Raw genomic sequence first — 23,148 nt, 5'->3', positions numbered from 1 at the left:
AGGCACTCATGAAATCAAAACGCTTTGAAGCGCTGGCGAAACGCCCTGTAAACCAGGACGGCTTTGTAAAAGAATGGATCGAGGAAGGCTTTATTGCCATGGAAAGCCCGAATGATCCCAAACCCTCCATTACCATTCAAAACGGCGTTGTCACCGAACTGGATGGCAAACCGCAGGCTGAGTTTGATCTGATTGATCACTTTATTGCCCGTTACGGCATCAACCTTGACCGTGCAAAAGAAGTGATGGCAATGGATTCCGTCAAACTGGCCAACATGCTGTGTGACCCGAATATTAAACGCAGCGAGATTGTCCCCCTTACCACCGCCATGACTCCGGCAAAAATTGTTGATGTGATGTCGCAAATGAATGTGGTGGAAATGATGATGGCGATGCAGAAAATGCGCGCCAGACGCACCCCTTCCCAACAAGCGCATGTCACTAACGTAAAAGACAACCCGGTACAAATTGCCGCCGATGCCGCAGAAGGTGCCTACCGCGGGTTTGATGAACAGGAAACCACTGTCGCTGTCGCCCGTTACGCGCCTTTTAACGCGATTGCGTTACTGGTGGGTTCACAGGTTGGGCGCCCGGGCGTACTCACCCAGTGTTCACTGGAAGAAGCTACTGAACTAAAACTGGGTATGCTGGGCCACACCTGCTATGCCGAAACCATTTCAGTTTACGGCACCGAACCCGTCTTCACCGATGGCGATGACACGCCCTGGTCTAAAGGGTTCCTTGCTTCATCCTATGCTTCCCGTGGGTTAAAAATGCGTTTTACATCGGGCTCTGGCTCGGAAGTGCAAATGGGTTATGCGCAGGGTAAATCCATGCTGTACCTGGAAGCACGCTGCATTTACATCACTAAAGCTGCAGGTGTGCAGGGGCTGCAAAATGGCTCAGTAAGCTGCATTGGTGTGCCCTCTGCTGTGCCATCCGGTATTCGTGCAGTGCTGGCCGAAAACTTAATTTGCGCCTCGCTGGATTTGGAATGCGCATCCAGTAATGACCAAACCTTTACTCACTCAGACATGCGCAGAACCGCTCGCCTCCTGATGCAGTTCCTGCCCGGCACTGACTTTATCTCTTCCGGTTATTCCGCCGTGCCGAACTACGACAACATGTTTGCGGGTTCCAATGAAGATGCCGAAGATTTCGACGACTACAACGTCATTCAGCGGGACCTGAAAGTAGACGGCGGGTTACGCCCGGTGCGGGAAGAAGATGTGGTTGCGGTCAGGAATAAAGCCGCGCGCGCCTTACAGGCGGTATTTGCCGGTATGGGCCTGCCGCCAATTACCGACAACGAAGTGGAAGCCGCCACTTACGCCCACGGTTCCAAAGACATGCCAGAGCGCAACATCGTCGAAGACATCAAATTCGCCCAGGAGATCATCAATAAAAACCGTAATGGCCTGGAAGTGGTTAAAGCACTGGCTCAGGGCGGGTTCCCCGATGTCGCCCAGGACATGCTGAATATGCAAAAAGCCAAGCTCACCGGTGATTACCTGCACACCTCCGCCATTATTGTTGGCGACGGCCAGGTGTTGTCTGCGGTTAACGATGTCAATGATTACGCTGGCCCGGCAACAGGCTACCGGTTGGAAGGCGCTCGTTGGGATGAAATCAAAAATATCCCGAATGCGCTCGATCCCAATACGCTGGGTTAAGGGGAAAAACATGGAAATCAATGAGCAACTACTGCGGCAAATAATTGAAGATGTGCTGAAAGATATGGGAACCACAGAAACCCAGGCGTCTTTTACTCAACCTGTGGCTTCTTCCCCCAGTGCGTCAACCGCCCCTTCACAACCTCAGGGTTCATTCCTGACAGAAACCGGTGAAGCCCGGCCTGGCACTGCGAAAGATGAAGTGGTGATTGCGGTTGGCCCGGCATTTGGGTTGTCACAAACCGTGAATATTGTGGGGATCCCGCACAAAAGTATTCTGCGTGAAGTTATTGCCGGCATTGAAGAAGAAGGCATCAAAGCCCGTGTTATTCGCTGTTTTAAATCTTCCGATGTGGCATTTGTGGCCGTAGAAGGCAACCGCCTGAGTGGTTCCGGCATCTCGGTGGGTATTCAGTCTAAAGGCACCACGGTAATTCACCAGCGCGGTTTACCGCCGTTGTCTAACCTGGAACTGTTCCCCCAGGCACCGCTGTTAACCCTGGAAACCTACCGTCAAATAGGCAAAAACGCCGCGCGCTATGCACGCAATGAATCACCACAACCAGTGCCAACCCTCAATGACCAGATGGCGCGGCCTAAATACCAGGCGAAATCCGCCATTCTGCACATTAAAGAAACCAAATACGTAGTGAATGGCAAAAATGCCCAGGAACTACGGGTGAGTTTATGAGGGAGAACAGGATGAACGCTGAAGCAATTGAAACCATGGTGCGCGACGTGCTTAGCCGTATGAATAACCTGGCTGAACATGCTCCGGGCACGTCTGCGCCGCCTTCAGGCAGCGCGAACCCCCAACAGCAGGCGCGTGTCAGTGATTACCCACTGGCAAATAAACACCCGGATTGGGTGAAAACAGCCACCAATAAAACGCTGGACGACATCACGTTACAGAGCGTGCAGGCCGGGCAAATTACCGCCCAGGATATGCGTATTACACCAGAAACCCTGCGTATTCAGGCGGCCATTGCGCGTGATGCCGGGCGTGACCGGCTGGCAATGAATTTTGAGCGTGCCGCCGAACTCACTGCCGTACCGGATGACCGTATTCTGGAAATCTACAACGCACTGCGCCCTTACCGCTCCACCAAAGAAGAGCTGATAGCCATTGCTGACGACCTGGACCACAGTTACCACGCAAAAACCTGTGCAGCATTCGTGCGGGAAGCGGCTGAGTTGTACGTACAGCGCCGCAAACTCAAAGGTGACGACTGAACAGTCAGAGGGTATTTATGCGCTATATCGCAGGTATTGATATTGGCAACGCCTCTACGGAAGTGGCACTGGCCTGCCAGCACAGCAGTGGTGAACTGCGTGTTGTAGCCAGTGCCCTGGCGGAAACCACAGGAATAAAGGGCACATTACGCAATGTGTTTGGTGTGCGCGAAGCCCTGGAGCAGGCAAGCCAAAAAGCCGGTATTCCCCTGAGCGATATAGCGCTGATCCGTATCAATGAAGCCACACCGGTAATTGGCGATGTGGCGATGGAGACCATCACCGAAACCATCATCACTGAATCCACCATGATTGGGCACAACCCCAAAACCCCGGGTGGTGCCGGGTTGGGTGTGGGCCTGACGATTACACCGGGTGAACTGATGTCGCGCCCGGCAGACCAGAATTACATTCTGGTGGTTTCCGCCGGGTTTGACTTTGCCGACGTTGCACAAATCGTTAATTCTGCACGGCGGGCAGGCTACGCCATCACTGGCGTTATCCTGCAGCGCGACGACGGCGTTCTGGTCAGTAACCGGTTAGAGCACCCACTGCCTATTGTGGATGAAGTGCAGTTTATTGAACGCATTCCGTTAGGTATGCCCGCCGCCGTTGAAGTTGCCCTGCCCGGGCGGGTGATTGAAACATTGTCTAACCCCTACGGTATTGCCACTGTTTTCAGCCTGAATGCCAAAGAAACACAGAACGTGGTTCCCATGGCACGGGCATTAATTGGCAACCGCTCCGCCGTCGTGATTAAAACCCCGGAAGGCGATGTCAAAGCGCGCACCATTCCCGCCGGCCACCTTGAGTTACAGGCCGCCGGGCGTACTGCCCGGGTTGATGTTGCCGCCGGTGCCGAAGCAATTATGCAGGCGGTTAATTCACTACCGGCACTGGACAACGTAACAGGTGAAGCCGGGTCCAACATTGGTGGCATGCTGGAGCATGTGCGCCAGACCATGGCAGAGCTCACCAATAAACCGGCCAGTGAAATTGCCATTCAGGATGTACTGGCCGTAGATACCGCCGTACCGGTCAGTGTGACTGGTGGGCTGGCAGGAGAATTCGCCCTGGAACAGGCAGTGGGCATTGCTTCAATGGTGAAATCAGACCGGCTGCAAATGGCCCGGATTGCCCGCGAAATTGAGCAGACACTGCATGTCGAAGTACAAATTGGCGGAGCGGAAGCAGAAGCCGCCATTCTGGGCGCGCTGACCACCCCCGGCACCACTCGCCCACTGGCGATTCTTGACCTGGGCGCTGGCTCCACTGATGCCTCAATTATCAATGGCGAAGGCGACATCATTGCCACTCACCTGGCAGGCGCGGGGGATATGGTCACCATGATAATCAACCGCGAACTGGGTCTGGATGACCGCAACCTGGCCGAAGAAATCAAAAAATACCCGTTAGCAAAAGTAGAAAGCCTGTTTCACTTGCGCCATGAAGACGGCAGTGTGCAGTTTTTCCCCTCACCACTTTCGCCAGATGTGTTTGCCCGCTTATGCGTGGTGAAACCTGACGAACTGCTCCCCCTTCCCGGTGACCACTCACTGGAGAAAGTGCGCCAGATACGGCGCAGCGCAAAACAACGGGTATTTGTGACCAATGCGCTACGGGCGCTTGAGCGTGTCAGCCCCGGAGGCAACATTCGCAATATTCCTTTTGTGGTGCTGGTAGGCGGCTCTGCGCTGGATTTTGAAGTACCGCAACTGATTACCGATGCCCTGGCTCATTACCGGCTGGTTGCCGGGCGCGGCAATATCCGTGCCTGTGAAGGCCCGCGCAACGCGGTTGCTACCGGGTTGATTTTGTCGGGTAACCCGGGAGGCCACTTATGACCCTGGCAGAAGAGAGCCCGGCAATTGTGGTGTTTGGTTCACAAACTACCGAAACCCACTGGCAGGAAGTGTTGTGGGGCATTGAAGAAGAAGGCATCCCCTGGGTCTGGTACTCCACAGAGGAAGAAAGTGCGCTGGCGGAATCTGCCTGGCAAGCCGCCAGCCAGTCACCATTACGGGTTGGCATTGGCTGCAACCCACAGCAACTGTTAGTGCATTACCAGCATCTGGACGCAGCCACCCCGCTGTTCCGGCTGTTAACCACAGATTCACCAGCTGAGGCCAGGCGTACCGGCCACAATGCTGCCCGGCTGGTTAAAGGGTTACCGTTTAAGTAACCCATTGATTATCAACAGGAGAAATGCAGCATGAATAACGCACTGGGTCTGGTAGAAACAAAAGGTCTCGTTGGGGCCATTGAAGCGGCAGATGCCATGGTCAAATCGGCCAATGTGCAACTTGTCGGCTATGAAAAAATCGGGTCGGGGCTGGTCACCGTAATGGTACGCGGTGATGTTGGCGCCGTGAAAGCCGCCGTGGATGCAGGCTCTGCCGCCGCCAGCGCAGTTGGCGAAGTGAAATCAAGCCATGTTATCCCGCGTCCACACAGTGATGTAGAAGCCATTTTACCCACATCAGCCTGATCTGGCAGGTAAGGGAGAACACCGTGAAAGCATCTTTGGGGTTACTGGAAGTGAGTGGTCTGGCACTGGCAATTAACTGCGCAGATGCCATGGCGAAAGCGGCCAGTGTTTCACTGGCCGGGCTGGAGAAAGCCCGTGGTGGTGGCTGGACAGTGATCAAACTGTTAGGTGATGTCGCCTCTGTTCAGGCGGCTATTGCAACAGGTGCAGCACTGGCTCGCCAGCACCAGGGTCTGGTATCCAGCAAGGTCATTCCCCGCCCGGCGGAAGGGTTAGCCATTTTTATCCCCACGCCTGGCACCCCTAAAGCCCCTTCACCGGCAGGAACGCCACAGCCCGGTTCAGCCCCTGCCGCTCCCCAGGCACCAACGGATGCCGGGAGCGGCACAACTGAACCTGAACCCCCGGTTGCAGGCAGCACACTCACCCACACAGCTGAACCGCCGCAAACCGGCACACTCAGCCAGGAAGCACCCCCAACCGTTGGTGGTGACGTACCCGTACAGGGAGACTCGCCCCCGGCACCAGCAACCTGCAATTTATGTGCAGACCCGCTTTGCCCACGGCACAAAGGTGAGCCCCATGCACAGTGTATTCATTACTCAAAATAAGGCATAGCAGGATGGATAAAGCGAACCTGGAAAAAGTTGTCACTCAGGTACTGGATGAAATGCGGGTACGCCCGCTTCCTGTGGGTGTATCCAGCCGTCATCTGCACCTGTGCCAGGCCGACTACGAACGACTGTTTCCCAATGAGCCGTTGTCGGTCAAAAAGAACCTGCTGCAACCCGGGCAGTTTGCCGCCACGCAAAGTGTCACGCTTACCGGCCCGAAAGGCAGCCTGGAGCGGGTACGGCTACTGGGGCCATTGCGCAGCAAAAGCCAGGTGGAAATTTCACGCAGCGACGCTCGCCTGCTCGGAATTGATGTCCCTTTGCGCCTTTCCGGTGATATCGCCGGTACACCAGGCATTCGCCTCTCCAGCCCTTATGGTGAAGTGATGCTGGCACAAGGCGTCATTGTGGCGAAACGCCATATTCATATGTCGCCCCTCGACGCCCTGGTAATGGGGGTGGTACATGGCCAGGCCGTCAATGTTGCCGTGCAAAGTGCCGGGCGGTCTCTGGTATTTAGCGACGTGATGATCCGGGTTTCGGAGGCCATGCAGCTTGAGTTCCATATTGATACCGACGAAGCCAATGCCGCTGGCGCAGACCAGCCCGGCTGTGTGGCAAGGCTGGTGCGGCCATGAACCTGCCACTGCCAGGCAACCCCTCGCCAGAAAACAATGCTGGCAGAGAAGTGCTTGCGCACACGCCGGATGCCCGTTGGGTTGCCAGCGTGGTTGCCGAGGTGGTTGCCCGCCTGGCTGCCCGGGAGAACCAGGTTTTCACCACCACCCCGCAGCAACTGGCTCCAGGCCTGGCACCGGCAGATTTCACACGTTATGCCGAAGTGCATATTCGCCATGCGGATAACCACTTTCTGGCGCAACTGTCAGGGCAAAGCGGCGGTTCTCCCGCCATACAAAGCGTCTTAGGGGCTCTGGCCTGGGGGCTCAGGGTACAGATTTCTTTGCACCCACAATTGCTTCCCGGCCTGCCCGTTAAAGCGCTGGCAAGAATGCCTGTGTCATTCAGTGATCTGGAAGGGCACACCATTTGGTTGTTGCCACAGGCTCTGATTAGTTACCGGGATATCGCCACCAAAAAACAGGGCTGGGTGGTGGTTTCCCGCCAGGCGCACCTTACCCCTTTGGCAAAAGAAACACTGGCACCTCACCAACTTCAACTGATCAGGCAGGAGTGAAATATGCAACTGGCAAGGGTTACGGGTTCTGTAGTGGCGACACAAAAATCGCCGTCCCTGACAGGGAAAAAACTGCTGCTGATCCGCAGAGTTACCCCCGAAGCACCGTGGCAGGCAGACCAAACGCAGCGTGAAGAAGTTGCAGTGGACTCCGTTGGGGCCGGTGAAGGCGAACTGGTTCTGGTTACCGGGGGCTCCAGCGCCCGGCATGTTTTTAGCGGCGCGAACGAAGCCATCGACCTGGCGATTGTCGCCATTGTTGATACGGTTTCGCGCTAAACAGGCGGGAAACAGATATGGCTATTTACACACGCACAGGTGACCACGGCGATACCGCGCTGTACACCGGCCAGCGGGTGAGCAAAAGCCACCCCCGTGTTGAAGCGTATGGCACGCTGGATGAACTGAATGCCGCGCTCAGTCTCTGTTGGTGTGCAACCGTGCGTGAAGAAAACAAAGCGCAACTTACCCGGTTCCAGCAGCATTTGTTCTGGTTAAGTGCGGAGCTTGCCAGTGAGGCCAGCGACCCCGTTGCGGGGCGGCGTTATATCAGCAGTGAAGATATCAGCGAAATGGAACACACCATTGACCGCTGTATGGCGGCGGTCCCGGTCATAAAAAATTTCGTTCTGCCCGGGCGCTGTGAAGCAGCCAGCCGCCTGCATATTGCCCGCACGCTGGCAAGGCGGGCAGAGCGCCGCATGGTAGTGCTGGCCGGGAGCGTGCCCGTGCGCCAGGTTGCCATGCAGTACATCAACCGTCTTTCAGATTGCCTGTATGCCCTGGCAAGGGACGAAGACCACCTGGCGGTGATAAACCAGGTTACCCAGACCATTTTGCAACGCTACCAGCAGGCACTGGCAACCAGCGCCACAGAAGGTACGCCTGCTACTGCCCCAGCGCAGTGCCCGGCCCCCGGCACACTGGCATTTGGCGTGATTCACCAAATGGCCTGTGCCGCAATGGGTGCGGCAAAAGAAGCAGGTGTTCCTGTGGTATTCAGCCTGGTGGATGCCCACGGCAATTTACTGCTGACCTGGAGAATGCCCGGCGCACTGCTGGTCAGTTGCGAACTTGCGCCTAAAAAAGCCTGGTCTGCAGTGGCACTTAAAGCCCCCACTCACACACTCGGTACTGCCACCCAACCCGGTGGGCCACTGTATGAACTGGCCAGCAGTATGGCTGGCAAAGTTGTGACTTTTGGTGGCGGCTACCCGTTATGGCAGGCAGGCACGCTGCTTGGCGGGCTGGGAATTAGCGGCGGTACTGTTGAACAGGATATGGCTATTGCACGCGCGGCTCTGGCCTGTGCGCATTTCAGTGATAAAACCGCGCCCGGCCAGCAATAAATGGCGATGAGGAAAAACGAATGAACAATACAGAACTGGAAACCCTGATTCGGGCGATTGTCACCCAGAAGTTATCGGGCAATGAAGCACCCTCGCCCGCCTGCAATGGTGTTTTCCCTGATGTGGGCAGCGCCGTTCAGGCCGCACACCAGGCATTTTTGCGCTACCAGCAATCGCCCCTGAAAACCCGCAGTGCCATTATTCGTGCATTGCGCAGTGAACTGGGCCCACAACTGCAACATTTTTCCGACGCCGGTGCCACTGAGACCGGTATGGGGAATGCTGCAGACAAATACCTGAAAAACAAAGCCGCGCTGGAAAACACCCCGGGAGTGGAAGACCTGACCACCACTGCGCTCACCGGTGATGGCGGCATGGTGCTGTTTGAATACTCACCGTTTGGCGTGATTGGCGCAATTACCCCCAGCACCAACCCGACAGAAACCATTATCAATAACAGCATCAGCATGCTGGCTGCGGGCAACAGTATTTATTTCAGCCCTCACCCTGGCGCCAAAGAAGTTTCGCTTGAACTAATAAGCCTGATTGAGTCTGTGGCATTTAAATGCAGTGGTATTCGTAATCTGGTGGTAACCGTAGCAGAGCCCACCTTTGAAGCCACCCAACAAATGATGCGCCATGAAAACATTGCCTTGCTGGCGATTACCGGTGGCCCGGCCATTGTCAGCATGGGGATGAAAAGCGGCAAAAAAGTGATTGGTGCCGGTGCTGGCAACCCACCCTGCCTGGTAGATGAAACCGCAGATATCGTTAAAGCTGCGCAGGACATTGTGAGCGGTGCTGCATTTGACTACAACCTGCCCTGTATTGCTGAGAAAAGCGTGATTGTGGTGGACTGCGTGGCAGACCGGCTGGTTCAGCAAATGCAGGCCTTTGATGCCCTGCTGGTTACCCCTGAACAGGCAGAAAAGCTCAAACATGTGTGCCTGGTGCCAGATGGCGGCGCCAATAAACAACTGGTGGGTAAAAGCGCCGCAGCGCTGTTAACCGCAGCCGGGATTCCGGTGCCCGGCAAAGCCCCGCGCCTGCTGTTGGCGGAAGTTGCCGCTGATGACCCACTGGTAACCACCGAACAACTGATGCCTTTACTGCCTGTGGTGCGCGTACCTGATTTTGATGCCGGGCTGCAACTGGCACTGAAAGTGGAACACGGGTTGCACCACACTGCCATTATGCACTCTGAAAATGTCTCGCGGCTCAACCTGGCAGCCCGCCTGTTGCAAACCTCTATTTTTGTTAAAAACGGCCCGTCTTATGCCGGTATTGGTGTGGGAGGCGAAGGCTTTACCACGTTTACCATCGCCACCCCCACCGGCGAAGGCACGACATCTGCCCGCACTTTCGCCCGCTCACGGCGCTGTGTGTTAACCAATGGTTTTTCAATCCGGTGAGTGAGGCCGCCTTCATGAACAGCTTTTTTCTGCAAACGCGAATTATCACGGGAGAAGGCAGCCTGCAAGCGCTGGCACGTTTTCACAACAAGCGTATCTGGGTGATTTGCGACCGCTTTCTGGCTACTTCGCCATTACTGGATTTACTCCGTGATGCGTTGCCCAATGACAACCAGTTAAGCGTGTTCAGCGATATTACGCCAGACCCAACCATTCAAACGGTAACCGCCGGGATTGGGCAGATGCTTGAACTGAAACCGGAAATCGTCATTGGTTTTGGCGGTGGTTCAGCCATGGATGCCGCCAAAGCTATTGTCTGGTTTAGCCGCCAGAAAGGCACCGGGATTGAAACCTGCGTTGCCATTCCCACCACCAGCGGAACCGGCTCGGAAGTGACCAGCGCCTGTGTTATCAGCGACCCGGCGCGCGGGGTTAAATACCCGCTGTTTGATGATGCCATCTACCCGGATATTGCCATTCTGGACCCACGCCTGGTAGTCAGTGTGCCTGCGGCTATCACCGCCAACACCGGCATGGATGTGCTGACGCATGCCCTGGAAGCGTGGGTTTCACCACACGCCAGCGACTTCACCGATGCGCTGGCAGAAAAAGCCGTTCGCCTGGTGTTCCGCTACCTGCCCACGGCCTGCCAAAAAGGTGAGTGCGTTATCACCCGTGGCAAAATGCACAATGCCTCCACACTGGCAGGGATGGCTTTCAGCCAGGCCGGGCTGGGTCTGAACCATGCTATTGCACACCAGTTGGGCGGGCAATTCCATATTGCACACGGGCTGGCGAATGCCCTGCTGATGATCCCGGTGATCCGCTACAACTGTGGTGATCCGCGCGCTGCGAAGCGCTATGCCCGGCTGGCGCGGGAATGCCAGTTATGCTCAGAAGGCCAGTCTGACACTGCTGCCATTCACGCGTTGCAACATGCGATTGGGCAGCTCCAAAAACAGTGTGCCATTCCCGGTATCCGCGATGTTCTGGGCAAACAGGCCGCGCAGTGGGAAGCAAAAATTCCGGAAATGGTGCAGGCGGCGCTGGCTGATGTCACGCTGCGCACCACTCCCCGCCCGGCCAGCGGCGAGGCGATTCAGGCTTTACTGGAGGAACTGCTATGAATGCACTTGCCTTAGCAGGCACTGAAACCGCTACCCGGTTACAGTGCACAGACCCGGCAGAAATCCGCGCCAGAGTGCAACAGGCCGGAGTGGTGGGTGCTGGCGGAGCAGGTTTCCCCACTGCCGTTAAATTACAGGCGCAGGTGGATACTTTTTTAGTCAACGCCGCAGAATGCGAGCCCCTGTTGAAAGTAGACCAGCAACTGATCCCCTGGCAGGCAGGCCGCCTGATACGTGGGCTGGGTTACGCGATGGTGGCAACCGGTGCGCGCCAGGGCATTATTGCTCTGAAAGCCAAATATCACGCGGCTATTGAAGCCCTGGAGCCTCTGTTACCTGCCCATATCCGTTTGCATATTCTGCCCGATGTCTACCCGGCGGGAGATGAAGTGATCACTATCTGGCAGGCTACTGGCCGCCGGGTTCCCGCAGGGGAACTGCCCATGAAAGTGGGCGTGGTGGTGAACAATGTGCAAACCCTGCTCAATGTTGCCCGTGCGGTAGAACAACAGTGGCCGGTAACCCGCCGCACACTGACCGTGAACGGCGCGGTGCACCAGCCAGTAACGTTAACGGTTCCCCTGGGTATGCCACTGCGTGAAGTCCTGGCCTGTGCAGGTGGCGCAACGGTTAACGACCCGGGTTTTATTAACGGCGGCCCAATGATGGGTAGCCTGCTGACCGACCTTGACAGCCCGGTGACCAAAACCACCGGTGGGTTGCTGGTGTTACCTAAAAACCACCCATTGATTCAGCGGCGCATGCGCAGTGACCGGGACATTCTTGCCATTGCCCGGACCGTGTGCGAGCAGTGCCGTTTGTGCACCGAACTCTGCCCGCGCCATATTATTGGGCATGAACTCTCGCCGCACTTGCTGGTGCGCGCGGTGAATTACCCGCAGGTGGCCACGCCCCAGGCACTGGCAAGCGCCCTGACCTGTTCCGAATGCAATGTATGTGAAAGTGTCGCCTGCCCGGTAGATATCTCCCCCATGCGCATTAACAAGCTGCTCAAACAACAACTCCGCGCAGCAGGAGTGCGTTACCAGGGGGAACTGCATGGCGAAGACCCATTAGCGAACTACCGCCTGGTGCCCATTCAACGGTTAATACAAAAACTGCAACTGACTGAGTGGTACCACCCAGCCCCTTTGCGCTGTGAGGAGCCGCAACCACAACAAGTCACACTGCTGTTACGCCAGCATATTGGCAGCCCGGCCAGCGCCTGCGTGCAGGAAGGGGAACGGGTTGAGCGCGGGCAGTGCATTGCCCAGGTACCTGAAGGTGCGCTTGGTGCACCGGTGCATGCCAGCATCAGCGGCACAGTACAACAGGTTACTCCCCAGGCCATTACGCTTTTACGAGGTTAAAACATGTCGCAATCCATTGGTATTCTGGAACTGACCAGCATTGCAAAAGGCATTGAGCTGGCGGATTTAATGCTAAAAAGCGCGGGCGTAACCTTACTTGCCAGCAAAACCCTGTGCCCGGGGAAATACCTGGTGATTCTGGGTGGCGATGTTGGCGCAGTACAACAGAGTATTGCCAGCGGCACACAACAGGCTGGCGATACTTTAGTGGACAGCATGGTGATCCCCCGCCTGCACCCTTCTATTTTACCGGCAATAAGTGGGCTGACACCGGTAGATCAGCGCCAGTCTGTCGGGGTGGTAGAAACCTGGAGTGTCGCGGCCTGCGTGGAAGCGGCCGATGCCGCCGTCAAAGCCGCCAATGTTACGTTGATGCGTATTCATATGGCGTTTGGTATTGGTGGCAAATGCTACATGGTGCTGGCTGGTGAGGTTTCTGATGTGCGCAATGCGGTGCAGGTTGCCAGCGACGCCGCAGGCGCTAAAGGCCTGCTGGTTAACCGCTGCGTGATTCCCCGCCCCCATGATGCCCTGTGGCGCCAACTGGTGCAGGAGGCATAATGGCAGACACCCATGAACATACCCCGGAGCGGATGATTCAGGAATATGTGCCCGGGAAACAGATAACCCTGGCGCACCTGATAGCCAACCCTAACCACAGCCTGTACAAAAAACTGGGCCTGGATGAACACGCCAGCGCCATGGGTATTCTCACCATCACACCCAGTGAAGCCGCCATTATTGCCTGTGATGTCGCGACCAAATCTGGCGCGGTCGAAATCGGTTTTATTGACCGGTTTACCGGTGCCGTGGTTCTGACTGGCGATGTTTCCGCAGTGGAATACGCCCTGCGCCAGGTTACCCGGGCGCTGGGGGAAACGCTTCATTTCACCACCTGCCAACTTACCCGGAGCTGACTATGCGACGCCGCCTGATGCTGATTGGCCCAAGCCGCTGTGGCAAAACCTCGCTGTTACAGGCGCTGGAAGGTATTTCCCTGCACGACCAGAAAACCCAGGCTATTGAGTGGCGCAGTTCAGCAATAGATACCCCTGGTGAATACCTGGAAAACCGTTGCCTGTACAGTGCCCTGATGACCACCGCCTGCGAAGCCGATGTGGTGGGGCTGATGCTGAATGCCGATGCCAGCCAGACGCCCTACGCCCCGCGCTTTGCACAGGTGCTGAACCGCCCGGTGATTGGCATTGTCAGCAAAGCAGACCTGGGCAACGCCAGTGATATTGCCCGCGCCAGCGAATGGTTGCGTGAAGCGGGTGCGGGCCGGGTCTTCGTCACGTCGGCGCGTTGCCATGAAATTCCGGATGGTTTTATCCCTTTTTTAGCGGAGGCGTAACCCATGGCTGTAAATATAATGGCGATTAACGCCGGCAGTTCTTCTTTAAAATTCCAGTTACTGGCAATGCCCGAAGGCCAGGTAATTGCCCGGGGTGTTGTGGAACGCATTGGCATGGCTGATGCCATTTTCCAGTTAACCAGCAGCAACCAGAACATTAGTGAAACACAACCAGTGGCAGACCACCGTGAAGCGGTGACATTACTGCTCGACAAACTGCTGGCGCTGGCAATTCTTCCGGGGTTGCAGGCTATTCAGGGTGTGGGGCACCGGGTTGCCCATGGTGGTGAGTGCTTCAGCGATTCCGTGCTGATAACCGATGAAATCATGGACCAGATTGAGCAACTCAGCCCACTGGCTCCGCTACACAACCCCCACAATGCCATGGTGATTCGCCTGTTTCGCCAACTCCTGCCCGGCGTGCCAATGGTGGCAGTGTTTGATACCGCCTTCCATCATGGCCTGGAAGAAAGCGCCTACATCTACCCAATTCCGTGGCATTACTACAGTGAAATGGGCATTCGCCGCTACGGGTTCCATGGCACCAGTCACAACTATGTGAGCCATACTCTGGCTCAGTCTCTGGGGGTGCCTCTTTCTGCACTGCGGGTTATCTCCTGCCACCTGGGCAACGGCTGCAGCCTGTGCGCCATCAAACATGGTCACTCAATTAACACGTCTATGGGTTTTACTCCCCAGGCGGGTGTAATGATGGGCACCCGCAGCGGTGATATTGACCCGTCGATTCTGCCCTGGCTTGCCGTGAATGCCGGGAAAACGCCGGAAGAACTCAACACCATGCTGAACAGTGAATCTGGCCTGTTGGGGGTTTCCGGGGTTTCCCATGATTACCGGGACGTAGAACAGGCTGCTCAGGCCGGGAACCCCCGTGCCGCGCTGGCATTGCAGTTATTTGCCGAACGGGTGCGCGCCACCCTTGGCAGCTACCTGGTGCAAATGGGCGGGCTGGATGCTCTGATTTTCACCGGGGGTATTGGCGAACATGCGGTTGCTGCGCGCAGTGCGATTTGTGCCGGGTTGCAGTTTATTGGGCTGGAGATAGACGAAGAGAAAAACCGCCATGGCGCGCCGTTTATTCAAAGTGACCATTCGCTGGTGAAAGTGGCTATCGTCAACACCAATGAAGAGCTGATGATTGCCCGTGATGTAATGCGTATAACTCACCCTGAATACCAGGCAAGCCAGGTGGAGGCGGCATCATGAACACAGGCAAAGTCTGGTTAGTGGGTGCCGGGCCTGGGGATGCCGGGTTAATTACGGTAAAAGGGCTGGCATGCCTGCGCGAAGCCGAAGTGCTGGTTTTCGACCGGCTGGTAAACCCTTCATTACTCAATGAAGCCCCGGCTCACTGCCAGCGTATTGATGTGGGCAAACAGGCAAACCACCACCCGGTGCCACAGCAGGATATTAACCAAAAAATTATCAACTTTGCCCGCCTGGGGTACAACGTGGTGCGGCTCAAAGGCGGCGACCCATTTGTGTTTGGCCGCGGTGGCGAAGAGTGCCAGGCACTGCATGCCGCCGGTATTGCTTTTGAGGTGGTGCCCGGCGTAACTGCCGCCATTGGCGGGCTGGCCAGTGCCGGTATTCCGGTTACCCACCGGGACTATGCTTCCGGTTTCCATGTGGTTACCGGGCACCTGCAGGATGGTAAACAACCCCAGGACTGGGCTGCGCTGGCACGGGTTCCCGGCACACTGGTGGTGTTAATGGGGATGACCCAACTGGGCTCCATTTGCGATGCCCTGATTTCCGGCGGTAAACCCGCCACCACTCCGGCGGCGGTTATCAGCCAGGCAACAACCCCACAACAACGGGCTGTTTATGGTACGCTGGGCGACTTACCCGTACTGTGCCATGCCGCCGGGCTGTGTGCTCCGGGGCTGATTGTGATTGGCGATGTAGTACAACTGCACCACCTGTTTACACTGAATGCTGTGCCTGCTGGCTGACCTCTGCTGGCCCCGCAGGCCGTACCACATCAAGGAGACGAAACTGGCCGAAGCACGCTGCCCTGCCTCTTGCGGGGAACTCCTGCAGGGCTGGATCCTGGGAGGCGAAAAACTGGTGTCCTGCCCGGTAGACTGGTTCAGTACTGTCTGTGTGGTGGACGGCACGCCTCTGCCTTCTGAACGCCCGTTAATGCGTGCCGCGCTGGGTGCTGTGTTGCGTTATGCCGGGCTCCCTGCACAGCGGGCAGGCACGCTGCGCATAACATTCGACTCCACTATTCCGCTGGCAAAAGGCATGGCAAGCAGCACCGCAGATATTGCCGCAACAGCAGTTGCCACCGCCCGCCACCTGGCAATCCCCCTGCCCATAGAAGCACTGGCAGCACTGTGTGTGAGCCTGGAGCCTACCGACAGCACCCTGTTCCCCGGCCTGACACTGTTTGACCACCTCACGGGTACAACAACTGTGCCTTGTGGCGGGTTACCGGGCTGCGAGATCTTGCTACTGGAAAGCCCAAACCAGCTGCGAACGGCAGATTTCCACCAGCGCGACCTGCGCGCTATTTTGCAGGAAAGCGCCCCGGCACTGAACCGCGCCTGGCACCTGTTGCAGCAGGCCTGTAAAACCGATAACCCCTGGCTGCTGGGCGAGGCCACCACACTGAGCGCCGTCGCCAGCCAGCAATTCCTGGCAAAACCCGGCTTCGATGCACTGCGCAACATTGTGGAAGGCAATAATCTTTTCGGCATCAACGTGGCCCACAGTGGCTCGGTCGTGGGTTTATTACTGGACAGCCACCACCATGATGTAGAAAAAGTTACCTGGCAGATCACCAACCATGCAGCACTGGCTCACCACTGGCCGCGGCACTATTTGCTGCGCCTGATTGCGGGTGGCGTGGAGTAGTGGTGGGAAAGTAGTGGCTGACAATTCGGTTGCCAGACGCTTCATCCACTTCTATATTTACCTATTCAAATATCTATTCATTTATCTATTCACCTGGTGGTTAACGCGATGCCAGTCAGTTCCGAAGAATTACGCCGTTTACTCAGCTATGGGCCGGTAAAAACAAGGCAACTTACTGAAAAACTGGAGGTTAGCCAGCCAACCCTGTCCCGTGCGCTGAAAAAACTGGGTGACGAAATCGTGCGGACAGGTGCCGGGCCATCTATTCAAAATACCCTGCGCGATAACCACCGGGGATTCAGTGCCGCCCCTATTTACCGCATTACCGAAGAAGGCCAGGTAAAAAAACTGGGTGAACTGATCCCTGTGTACCCGGACGGGTTTGTGATGGTGCAAACCAATAACGCCAGCATTCATAGCGATGGTTTACCCTGGTGGTTGTTCGATATGCGCCCGCAGGGGTACCTCGGGCGGGCATGGGCAACGGTATGGGCTCCCGGGCTCGGCCTGGACACCAACCCGGAACAATGGGCCGATGCAGATGTTGTGCGGGCGTTACTGATGTACGGGCACGATGCCACGGGCAACCTGCTTATTGGGGAACGGGCCAGAAACCATTTTCTGGAAATGCCCGCACCCACGCCGGTTGAACGCGCAACAATGTTCCCGGTACTGGCAAAAGCAGCTGGTGCAGGTGAAACGCCTGGGTCATCTGCCGGGGGTGAGCAACCGAAGTTCTGTACCTTTACAGAGCGGGGGCATGTGTTAGTGAAGTTTTCGGCACCAGACGACAACCCGGTGAGCGAGCGCTGGCGTGACCTGCTACTGGCAGAACACCTGGCGCTGGGCGTGCTGGGTGTGCAGACAGAGGTATTTGATTTTGCCGGGCAGCGTTTTCTGGAGATCCCCCGTTTCGACCGGGTGGGGCAACTGGGCCGGGTTGGTGTTATTTCACTACGGGCGTTGGATGCGGAGTTTGTTGGTAAAGCCAGTTCCCCCTGGCCCGTGCTGGTTGAAAACCTGGTTAATGCGGGGTATGTGCACCCGGATGCTCTCCCTGCCACTGCCCGGTTGTGGGCATTCGGCAAGCTGACTGGCAACACAGACATGCATAACGGCAACCTGTCGTTTGTCAGCAGCCATGGGCGCCCGTATCAACTGGCTCCGGCATACGACATCCTGCCCATGGGGTTCGCCCCCAAAGCAGGAGGCGCACTGGCAAACGAACTTCGGCCAGTGGCCCTTTCAGAAGTGGTTACTGCAGAGGCCTGGCGGGAAGCACTGGCGCTGGCAGAAAAATTTCTGGCCGAAGCCCGTTGTTGCAAGGGCTTTTCCGCGAACTTTGCCCCCTGCATTGAGGCCTTACACCACCATATTGGTGATGCCAGGGAGCGCATTGCCCGGCTGGGGTAAACGCTGGCTGTGTAAGGCCGACCGGCGAGTTCTGCCCCCCTAAATTCGCCACCTGAAACCAGTGTGGCGAACGCCCACAGGTAACCTTTACAGCAGCACAAAGCCCTGCCCCGGTGGGCGCGGGTTCAGGCTTGTGTATCAGGCAGGTGTTTTTTGCAGGAATGCAAATACAGCCGCCAGGTCCTGCTCGCCATACCCGGCATCAACAGCCTGTTGCCACAAAGACGCAATGTTTTCCAGCCCCGGCATTGCCACACCGGGTGCCGCCTGTAGCGCCAGCCGGGCATCTTTCAGTGCCAGGCTGAGCTGCATTTGCGGTGTGTAATCACCACTGGCAATCATGTTCAACTTCCCTTTGGCATAAGGTGCCGCCAGCGGGCCGCCTTCCAGCACCTGCCACAAATCGTCTGAGGAGAACCCCAGTTGTTTTGCCAGGCTCATGGTGTCTGCCAGGCTTTGCATCATGCCTATCAGCCAACTGTTTACCACCAGTTTCATGCGTGAACTGGCTCCGGCCTCCCCCAGCCATTGCTGCTGTTTACCAATGGCGGCAAATACCTGCTCTGCCGCCTGTGCTTTACTGCGGTCGCCACTTGCCATCACTAAAATTTGGGCATTTTCCGCCGGAGCTTTGGTTCCGGACACCGGTGCATCAACAAACACCACATCCGGCCTTGCCAGGGCTAACTGGTAAATCAGCTTTTCGGTTGCCGCCACACCTATTGTGCCCATCTGGCACAGCACGGCACCCGGCTTCATGGTTGCAAATACCGGTGCCAGCACATTGTGTGTTGTGTCGCCATCGGTTAATACACTCAGCACCACATCCGCGCCATCTACTGCCTGCTGCGCCGTGTTACACAGTGCCAGCCCGGCACTGACCAAATCTTCCCCACGGCTGGGCGAACGGTTCCAGCCACGCACGGTGAAGCCATTTTTTAACAGATTTGCGGCAAAAGCATGCCCCATGGCCCCAAGACCAATAACGGATACAACTGGCAATTGCGCCATAATTCCTCCTCCCCGTTTGTGCACCAAAACCGGAGTAGCTGAAAATTAATGATTGGGTTATCTACTGCCGGGTATCATACGAAATATTGGATGGGCAAAGGGCAAAAACATGAATTTCAATAAAAAATAAAATACAGCAATATTTGTTGATATATCAAAATATTCCGTGGGGCTGTACAAAAAAATAAACAGATAAACTATGCATTTGCTGAAGACCGGAGGGAGAAAAGCCGGTTAATGCAGAAAAGGGTCCAAACATTTATGTGTGAGTGCAGTTGCAAGATACGCATAACACAGGTTGTTAAAAGGCCCGGTATTTTGGTTACCAGGCCTGTGGGGTAATACAGGAGTTAGTGTTTATTACCTGACGTTATTCTGGCAACAGCATTATCCGACGAACCGGAGTATGGCAAGGATGCCAGTGAACCAGATTCACTATCTTGTTCAGTATCAAAATGGCCAACTGCATCCCTGAGTACCACAGCCTGGTTTTCCAGCGACTGAGCCAGAGTAGAGATCTGCTGGACCAGTTGATAGTTTTGCTGCGTAACGCCATCCATTTCATTAACAGCGATAGTGACCTGACTTATTCCTTTGGCCTGCTCATCAGATGCGTTCGCAATTTCATCGATAATATTTTGTACCGATTTCACGGCGGAGGTAATGCTCTGCATGGTTTCCCCAGCCTTACCTGCCAGCGTTACCCCATTTCCCACGCGCTCAGTGGATTCCTGAATCAGCGAAGCAATATCTTTTACTGCACTGGCGCTGCGCTGGGCAAGGCTGCGCACCTCTGAAGCCACAACCGCAAACCCCCGGCCTTGTTCACCGGCTCTGGCCGCTTCCACAGCCGCATTCAGGGCAAGGATATTGGTCTGGAATGCAATACTGTTAATGATATTAGTAATTTCACTAATTTTGCGGGAGCTTTCGTCAATCTGGTTCATAGTGTGAATAATTTCACCAACCAGCGCTTCACCCTTAGAGGCGATATCGTTGGCATTATTGGTGAGCAATGTCGCCTGATGAGTATTATTCGCGTTATGTTTCACTGTGGACGTGATCTGCTCCATGCTGGCTGCTGTTTGTTCTAATGCCGAGGCCTGTTCTTCGGTACGTGACGCCAGATTAATATTGCCACTAGAAATCTCGTGGGCACCATAATGAACGGCATTACTGGCCTCTTTGATATTGGCGACAACACCTTTCAACCTGGCTTGCATGGTATTAAGTGCAAAGAACAGGCTGCCTGTGTCCTTATTGTTCACAGAAATGCGGTTGCTTAAATTCCCGTCGGCTACTGACAAAGCAATAGCGGCTGCTTCTGCTGGCTCCCCACCCAAAGGTTTGAGCACTTTTCTGCTGAAAATCATCCCCAGAACCCCACTGACCACAACAATACTGATAACCATTAAGATAAGAGCCTGGATCAGCTGATTGCGCGCCGCCGCCATGACATTACTGACCGGAACAACAACGCCCAGAGACCAGTGTTCAGTACTGTTACCAATTTGCACTGGAGCCCAGACAACCAATGCGTCCTCTTTCAAAAAGGGGTCGTAGCGTTCAGTCAGCTCTGATGAAAAGGTGTCGTTCTTTTCAGGCCAGTCTTTACCTGCCAGTGCCTTGTCAGGGCTGGCTACCACCTTATTTTTGCTGGAAACCAGCACCGCATAACCCGCACCATGCCAGGGCTTGATTTTATTGACTTCGGCCTGGAGCGAGGCCAGTGAGATATCAGAGGTTACGACGCCCCACAGTTTGCCATCTAATTGTATGGGGGACGCCACAGAAGTGAGCATTGTTGGTACGCCGTTATATGCATAGTTATAAGGCTCAATCAACGTATCTTTGCGGCTCGCCTGAGGAACCAGGTAATAATCCCCTTGCCCCGGTGTAAGGTAGGAGAGTAGCGGACTCATGTGATATTTTCCCTGCCCTGCCAGTTCCACAAACCAGGCAAACCGGCCTTCTGGCGGCTGCCCCGGTTTACCGGCAAATTCCGCATCTTTTCCATCAAATGCATTGCGTTCAAAAATAACTGAAATCGATAAATAGTCCGGGTTATCTCTAAGGGCATATTCCATTATTTTACTTGCAGTATCACGGTCTTTAACACCGGCGACAGACAACCCAACCAGAGATACTCCCAGGTTATGTGCCACATCCCGGTCGTAACTGAGTTTTTGCTGTATTTTCCCCGCCTGGTTACTGGCAATCTCGGTTAAATAACTGACCGCTAATTTCTTTTGCTCACGGCTTGATTGCCAGCTAAGCACACCAATAGTCACTGCAAATCCAAGTATGATAACCAATGACCCACTCAGGATCATGAGCGCACGCGTACTCATTTTATTTTTTTTCATTGCACAGTACTCCTGGTCACTGATGGAGAAAACACATACCCGCAGGCAGGTGTAATATTTATCGTCCTTTTTTCTCCCGACTTTAAATAAAACCAGAGGAACTGTGGCGTGGCGGCAGGTGTTCTCATGGCAGTCACTATTTTTATTCCGCCAGAGACAATCACGATGCAAATGTTTTGTAGGGCATACAGGCACATGCCAAAAACGGTTTTAGCAAATATTAACGGCAGAACATGGCTAACGCCCCTGCCAGTGCACCCGGGTTTTCCCAGGACATACAATGCCCACACTCTGGCAACACAACGGTTGAAACCCCGGCATCCCGCAATGCGGTAAAATCGTTATCTGGCAAAGAATGCTCGCCAAAGACCAGTTGTTTCACCATGGGTAAAGCCATAAACCGGGCAAACCAGTTACTGCCACTGACCAGGCTGGATGCCCCACGCCACACGGCCCAGGGCGCATCTGCCGCCAGGCTACCTGCCCAGGGGCTGGTTTCCTGCTCCACCATTTGCTGCCATGCGGTACTTACAAACTCGCCTTCGCTGTAACGGCAAATTTGCTGGCTGAAGAAGCCACCACCAGGATGAAAATTGGGTTCAGACACCACCAGGCCGAGCAGGCGCTCGCCCAACAGTTCTGCGGCTTCAATACTGATACTGCCACCCATACTGTGCCCGTACACATAGCACTGGCTTAATCCCAAATGCGCAACCAGTTCTGCAACCACTTTTGCCTGGTCGCTAATGGAGTAGCTGTAATCCTGAGGTTTTTCGCTGTAACCGCAACCGGGTAAATCCAGCAAAATGGCGCGCTTCCCGGTAAACAGCGGGTCTGCCACCACGCGAGGGTATTCATAAGATGATGCACAGCCAAGGCCATGCACAAAAACAACCGGCACACCACTGCCCGGCAAATCCTGAAAGCGCACATAACAATGCGCTGTAGATGAATGGAAACCTTGCATGCTTATGACTTCCTTTGTTCCTTCCCATTTTCTCGCCATAACCTGGCGAAACAGAATTGTATCAGCAAGAAGGCAGCAGGCAGTGAAACCTGCCCGCTGCCAGTATAATTAAGCCGGGACCGGTTCAGTAGCGCGTAACTCTTGCACTAACAACGCCACCAGTTCATAAAGCAACCCCACTAACCCGGAAACATGTTCACCGCTACTGTTGCGCGGTAACAACAGTAACTGGCTGGCAAGTGTTGCGCAGTAGTGGCACAAACTTGCTGTTTCTGGCTGCCAGCCAGGTTCAGGCAGCACAAGTATTGCGTCACCAATGGGTATAGCGGTGGTTGAGGCCATAGCCGGGTCACGGTCTGCATTTTCCTGGGTTTTATCCGCCGCATGCTCACCTTCCGTGGTATTACCCGGCGCAGACATGCTTACCAGTAACTGGTAATGCAGTGTATCCAGATAAGCCAGCATGCCACGCAACACAGAGTGCGCTTCTGCCAGGCCTTCGCTGTCCAGAAGAATTTCACTGAGCAGTTCACAACGCTGTGCCAGAGCCAGTGGGCCAGGTGTGCCGTGGTTCAGTTCGGTATAAAGAGGGAGATCGTAAAGCGGTGTTAAGTTTGTTTCCATAATAGTATTTCCTTGTACAAACTATGGGAACCATCACTGAAACGCCAATTTCAGGTGGTGGACTGAGCAAGG

25 protein-coding genes are annotated in these 23,148 nt (G+C 55.3%); 21 read left to right on the top strand and 4 right to left on the bottom strand.

The genetic code is table 11. The features are described 5' to 3' along the window. Positions 1-8: 8 nt before the first annotated feature. From pduC to yjjJ, 21 genes are all read left to right on the top strand, one after another. Positions 9-1,673 carry a propanediol dehydratase large subunit PduC gene (pduC, locus tag DES37_RS03670; protein WP_036115202.1) on the top strand — a complete coding sequence of 555 codons (1,665 nt, stop codon included), beginning with the start codon at positions 9-11 and terminating at the stop codon, positions 1,671-1,673. A gap of 10 nt (positions 1,674-1,683) precedes the next feature. Then, positions 1,684-2,364: a propanediol/glycerol family dehydratase medium subunit gene (locus DES37_RS03665; protein WP_110024885.1), complete on the top strand. Its 681-nt coding sequence runs from the start codon at positions 1,684-1,686 to the stop codon at positions 2,362-2,364. Positions 2,365-2,375: 11 nt separating this feature from the next. After that, the gene (gene pduE, locus DES37_RS03660; RefSeq protein ID WP_110024884.1) at positions 2,376-2,906 is read left to right on the top strand and encodes a propanediol dehydratase small subunit PduE; all 531 of its coding nucleotides are present in this window, start codon (positions 2,376-2,378) and stop codon (positions 2,904-2,906) included. 17 nt (positions 2,907-2,923) lie between these two features. Next, positions 2,924-4,750, top strand: coding sequence for a diol dehydratase reactivase subunit alpha (locus tag DES37_RS03655; RefSeq protein ID WP_110024883.1), 1,827 nt, complete (start codon positions 2,924-2,926; stop codon positions 4,748-4,750). Beyond that, positions 4,747-5,088 carry a glycerol dehydratase reactivase beta/small subunit family protein gene (locus DES37_RS03650; protein WP_110024882.1) on the top strand — a complete coding sequence of 114 codons (342 nt, stop codon included), beginning with the start codon at positions 4,747-4,749 and terminating at the stop codon, positions 5,086-5,088. Before DES37_RS03655 ends, DES37_RS03650 begins: the two co-directional genes overlap by 4 nt. Positions 5,089-5,118: 30 nt before the next feature. Next, entirely contained in the window at positions 5,119-5,394 is a 276-nt protein-coding gene (gene pduJ / locus DES37_RS03645; RefSeq protein ID WP_036115188.1) for a propanediol utilization microcompartment protein PduJ, read from the top strand. A gap of 23 nt (positions 5,395-5,417) precedes the next feature. Continuing rightward, on the top strand, positions 5,418-6,005 hold the full coding sequence (locus DES37_RS26145; protein WP_110024881.1) for a BMC domain-containing protein: 588 nt from the start codon (positions 5,418-5,420) through the stop codon (positions 6,003-6,005). An 11-nt stretch (positions 6,006-6,016) separates the two neighbouring features. After that, positions 6,017-6,646, top strand: coding sequence for a phosphate propanoyltransferase (locus tag DES37_RS03635; protein WP_110024880.1), 630 nt, complete (start codon positions 6,017-6,019; stop codon positions 6,644-6,646). After that, the gene (pduM, locus tag DES37_RS03630; protein WP_110024879.1) at positions 6,643-7,203 is read left to right on the top strand and encodes a PduM family microcompartment protein; all 561 of its coding nucleotides are present in this window, start codon (positions 6,643-6,645) and stop codon (positions 7,201-7,203) included. Before DES37_RS03635 ends, pduM begins: the two co-directional genes overlap by 4 nt. Before the next feature lie 3 nt (positions 7,204-7,206). Then, positions 7,207-7,482: a EutN/CcmL family microcompartment protein gene (locus DES37_RS03625; RefSeq protein WP_036115181.1), complete on the top strand. Its 276-nt coding sequence runs from the start codon at positions 7,207-7,209 to the stop codon at positions 7,480-7,482. 17 nt (positions 7,483-7,499) lie between these two features. Next, entirely contained in the window at positions 7,500-8,552 is a 1,053-nt protein-coding gene (locus tag DES37_RS03620) for a cob(I)yrinic acid a,c-diamide adenosyltransferase (protein ID WP_110024878.1), read from the top strand. A 20-nt stretch (positions 8,553-8,572) separates the two neighbouring features. Next, complete coding sequence (locus DES37_RS03615) at positions 8,573-9,964, top strand: aldehyde dehydrogenase family protein (RefSeq protein ID WP_110024877.1); 1,392 nt, start codon at positions 8,573-8,575, stop codon at positions 9,962-9,964. A 14-nt stretch (positions 9,965-9,978) separates the two neighbouring features. After that, positions 9,979-11,091: a 1-propanol dehydrogenase PduQ gene (locus tag DES37_RS03610; RefSeq protein WP_110024876.1), complete on the top strand. Its 1,113-nt coding sequence runs from the start codon at positions 9,979-9,981 to the stop codon at positions 11,089-11,091. Further along, positions 11,088-12,461, top strand: a complete 1,374-nt coding sequence (locus tag DES37_RS03605; protein ID WP_110024875.1) for a 4Fe-4S dicluster domain-containing protein — start codon at positions 11,088-11,090, stop codon at positions 12,459-12,461. Before DES37_RS03610 ends, DES37_RS03605 begins: the two co-directional genes overlap by 4 nt. Before the next feature lie 3 nt (positions 12,462-12,464). Beyond that, positions 12,465-13,022 carry a BMC domain-containing protein gene (locus DES37_RS03600; protein WP_036115172.1) on the top strand — a complete coding sequence of 186 codons (558 nt, stop codon included), beginning with the start codon at positions 12,465-12,467 and terminating at the stop codon, positions 13,020-13,022. Continuing rightward, positions 13,022-13,378, top strand: a complete 357-nt coding sequence (eutS, locus tag DES37_RS03595; RefSeq protein WP_110024874.1) for an ethanolamine utilization microcompartment protein EutS — start codon at positions 13,022-13,024, stop codon at positions 13,376-13,378. The genes DES37_RS03600 and eutS overlap by 1 nt, the downstream gene beginning before the upstream one ends. 2 nt (positions 13,379-13,380) lie before the next feature. Continuing rightward, positions 13,381-13,815 (top strand): EutP/PduV family microcompartment system protein, encoded by a 435-nt coding sequence (locus DES37_RS03590; protein ID WP_036115166.1) that lies wholly within the window; start codon positions 13,381-13,383, stop codon positions 13,813-13,815. A 3-nt stretch (positions 13,816-13,818) separates the two neighbouring features. After that, positions 13,819-15,039: an acetate/propionate family kinase gene (locus DES37_RS03585; RefSeq protein ID WP_110024873.1), complete on the top strand. Its 1,221-nt coding sequence runs from the start codon at positions 13,819-13,821 to the stop codon at positions 15,037-15,039. Further along, complete coding sequence (cobA, locus tag DES37_RS03580) at positions 15,036-15,788, top strand: uroporphyrinogen-III C-methyltransferase (RefSeq protein WP_110024872.1); 753 nt, start codon at positions 15,036-15,038, stop codon at positions 15,786-15,788. Before DES37_RS03585 ends, cobA begins: the two co-directional genes overlap by 4 nt. 43 nt (positions 15,789-15,831) lie before the next feature. Further along, positions 15,832-16,695: a GHMP family kinase ATP-binding protein gene (locus tag DES37_RS03575; RefSeq protein WP_146211489.1), complete on the top strand. Its 864-nt coding sequence runs from the start codon at positions 15,832-15,834 to the stop codon at positions 16,693-16,695. Between the two features lie 108 nt (positions 16,696-16,803). Continuing rightward, positions 16,804-18,108: a type II toxin-antitoxin system HipA family toxin YjjJ gene (gene yjjJ, locus DES37_RS03570; RefSeq protein WP_110024870.1), complete on the top strand. Its 1,305-nt coding sequence runs from the start codon at positions 16,804-16,806 to the stop codon at positions 18,106-18,108. Positions 18,109-18,246: 138 nt separating this feature from the next. Here the strand turns inward: yjjJ and DES37_RS03565 are convergent, their stop codons facing one another. From DES37_RS03565 to DES37_RS03550, 4 genes are all read right to left on the bottom strand, one after another. Beyond that, a complete protein-coding gene (locus DES37_RS03565) occupies positions 18,247-19,119 on the bottom strand; it encodes an NAD(P)-dependent oxidoreductase (protein ID WP_110024869.1) in 873 nt (290 codons plus the stop codon). A gap of 350 nt (positions 19,120-19,469) precedes the next feature. Then, on the bottom strand, positions 19,470-21,485 hold the full coding sequence (locus tag DES37_RS03560) for a methyl-accepting chemotaxis protein (protein ID WP_245929970.1): 2,016 nt from the start codon (positions 21,483-21,485) through the stop codon (positions 19,470-19,472). Positions 21,486-21,705: 220 nt separating this feature from the next. After that, positions 21,706-22,452: an alpha/beta fold hydrolase gene (locus DES37_RS03555; RefSeq protein ID WP_110024868.1), complete on the bottom strand. Its 747-nt coding sequence runs from the start codon at positions 22,450-22,452 to the stop codon at positions 21,706-21,708. Between the two features lie 108 nt (positions 22,453-22,560). Then, the gene (locus tag DES37_RS03550; protein WP_110024867.1) at positions 22,561-23,076 is read right to left on the bottom strand and encodes a hypothetical protein; all 516 of its coding nucleotides are present in this window, start codon (positions 23,074-23,076) and stop codon (positions 22,561-22,563) included. Positions 23,077-23,148: the final 72 nt, after the last annotated feature.

It is taken from the genome of Mangrovibacter plantisponsor (assembly GCF_003182475.1).
Classification (GTDB): domain Bacteria; phylum Pseudomonadota; class Gammaproteobacteria; order Enterobacterales; family Enterobacteriaceae; genus Mangrovibacter; species Mangrovibacter plantisponsor.
Note: the sequence above shows the minus strand (reverse complement) of the source record. Positions and strands in the feature narration are given on the sequence as shown.

What these genes read in the sequence shown, in the direction of transcription:
- pduC (WP_036115202.1), top strand. Translation starts at nt 9, where the DNA reads ATGAAATCAAAACGCTTTGAAGCGCTGGCGAAACGCCCTGTAAACCAG.
- DES37_RS03665 (WP_110024885.1), top strand. Translation starts at nt 1,684, where the DNA reads ATGGAAATCAATGAGCAACTACTGCGGCAAATAATTGAAGATGTGCTG.
- pduE (WP_110024884.1), top strand. Translation starts at nt 2,376, where the DNA reads ATGAACGCTGAAGCAATTGAAACCATGGTGCGCGACGTGCTTAGCCGT.
- DES37_RS03655 (WP_110024883.1), top strand. Translation starts at nt 2,924, where the DNA reads ATGCGCTATATCGCAGGTATTGATATTGGCAACGCCTCTACGGAAGTG.
- DES37_RS03650 (WP_110024882.1), top strand. Translation starts at nt 4,747, where the DNA reads ATGACCCTGGCAGAAGAGAGCCCGGCAATTGTGGTGTTTGGTTCACAA.
- pduJ (WP_036115188.1), top strand. Translation starts at nt 5,119, where the DNA reads ATGAATAACGCACTGGGTCTGGTAGAAACAAAAGGTCTCGTTGGGGCC.
- DES37_RS03635 (WP_110024880.1), top strand. Translation starts at nt 6,017, where the DNA reads ATGGATAAAGCGAACCTGGAAAAAGTTGTCACTCAGGTACTGGATGAA.
- pduM (WP_110024879.1), top strand. Translation starts at nt 6,643, where the DNA reads ATGAACCTGCCACTGCCAGGCAACCCCTCGCCAGAAAACAATGCTGGC.
- DES37_RS03625 (WP_036115181.1), top strand. Translation starts at nt 7,207, where the DNA reads ATGCAACTGGCAAGGGTTACGGGTTCTGTAGTGGCGACACAAAAATCG.
- DES37_RS03620 (WP_110024878.1), top strand. Translation starts at nt 7,500, where the DNA reads ATGGCTATTTACACACGCACAGGTGACCACGGCGATACCGCGCTGTAC.
- DES37_RS03615 (WP_110024877.1), top strand. Translation starts at nt 8,573, where the DNA reads ATGAACAATACAGAACTGGAAACCCTGATTCGGGCGATTGTCACCCAG.
- DES37_RS03610 (WP_110024876.1), top strand. Translation starts at nt 9,979, where the DNA reads ATGAACAGCTTTTTTCTGCAAACGCGAATTATCACGGGAGAAGGCAGC.
- DES37_RS03605 (WP_110024875.1), top strand. Translation starts at nt 11,088, where the DNA reads ATGAATGCACTTGCCTTAGCAGGCACTGAAACCGCTACCCGGTTACAG.
- DES37_RS03600 (WP_036115172.1), top strand. Translation starts at nt 12,465, where the DNA reads ATGTCGCAATCCATTGGTATTCTGGAACTGACCAGCATTGCAAAAGGC.
- eutS (WP_110024874.1), top strand. Translation starts at nt 13,022, where the DNA reads ATGGCAGACACCCATGAACATACCCCGGAGCGGATGATTCAGGAATAT.
- DES37_RS03590 (WP_036115166.1), top strand. Translation starts at nt 13,381, where the DNA reads ATGCGACGCCGCCTGATGCTGATTGGCCCAAGCCGCTGTGGCAAAACC.
- DES37_RS03585 (WP_110024873.1), top strand. Translation starts at nt 13,819, where the DNA reads ATGGCTGTAAATATAATGGCGATTAACGCCGGCAGTTCTTCTTTAAAA.
- cobA (WP_110024872.1), top strand. Translation starts at nt 15,036, where the DNA reads ATGAACACAGGCAAAGTCTGGTTAGTGGGTGCCGGGCCTGGGGATGCC.
- yjjJ (WP_110024870.1), top strand. Translation starts at nt 16,804, where the DNA reads ATGCCAGTCAGTTCCGAAGAATTACGCCGTTTACTCAGCTATGGGCCG.
- DES37_RS03565 (WP_110024869.1), bottom strand. Translation starts at nt 19,119, where the DNA reads ATGGCGCAATTGCCAGTTGTATCCGTTATTGGTCTTGGGGCCATGGGG.
- DES37_RS03560 (WP_245929970.1), bottom strand. Translation starts at nt 21,485, where the DNA reads ATGAAAAAAAATAAAATGAGTACGCGTGCGCTCATGATCCTGAGTGGG.
- DES37_RS03555 (WP_110024868.1), bottom strand. Translation starts at nt 22,452, where the DNA reads ATGCAAGGTTTCCATTCATCTACAGCGCATTGTTATGTGCGCTTTCAG.
- DES37_RS03550 (WP_110024867.1), bottom strand. Translation starts at nt 23,076, where the DNA reads ATGGAAACAAACTTAACACCGCTTTACGATCTCCCTCTTTATACCGAA.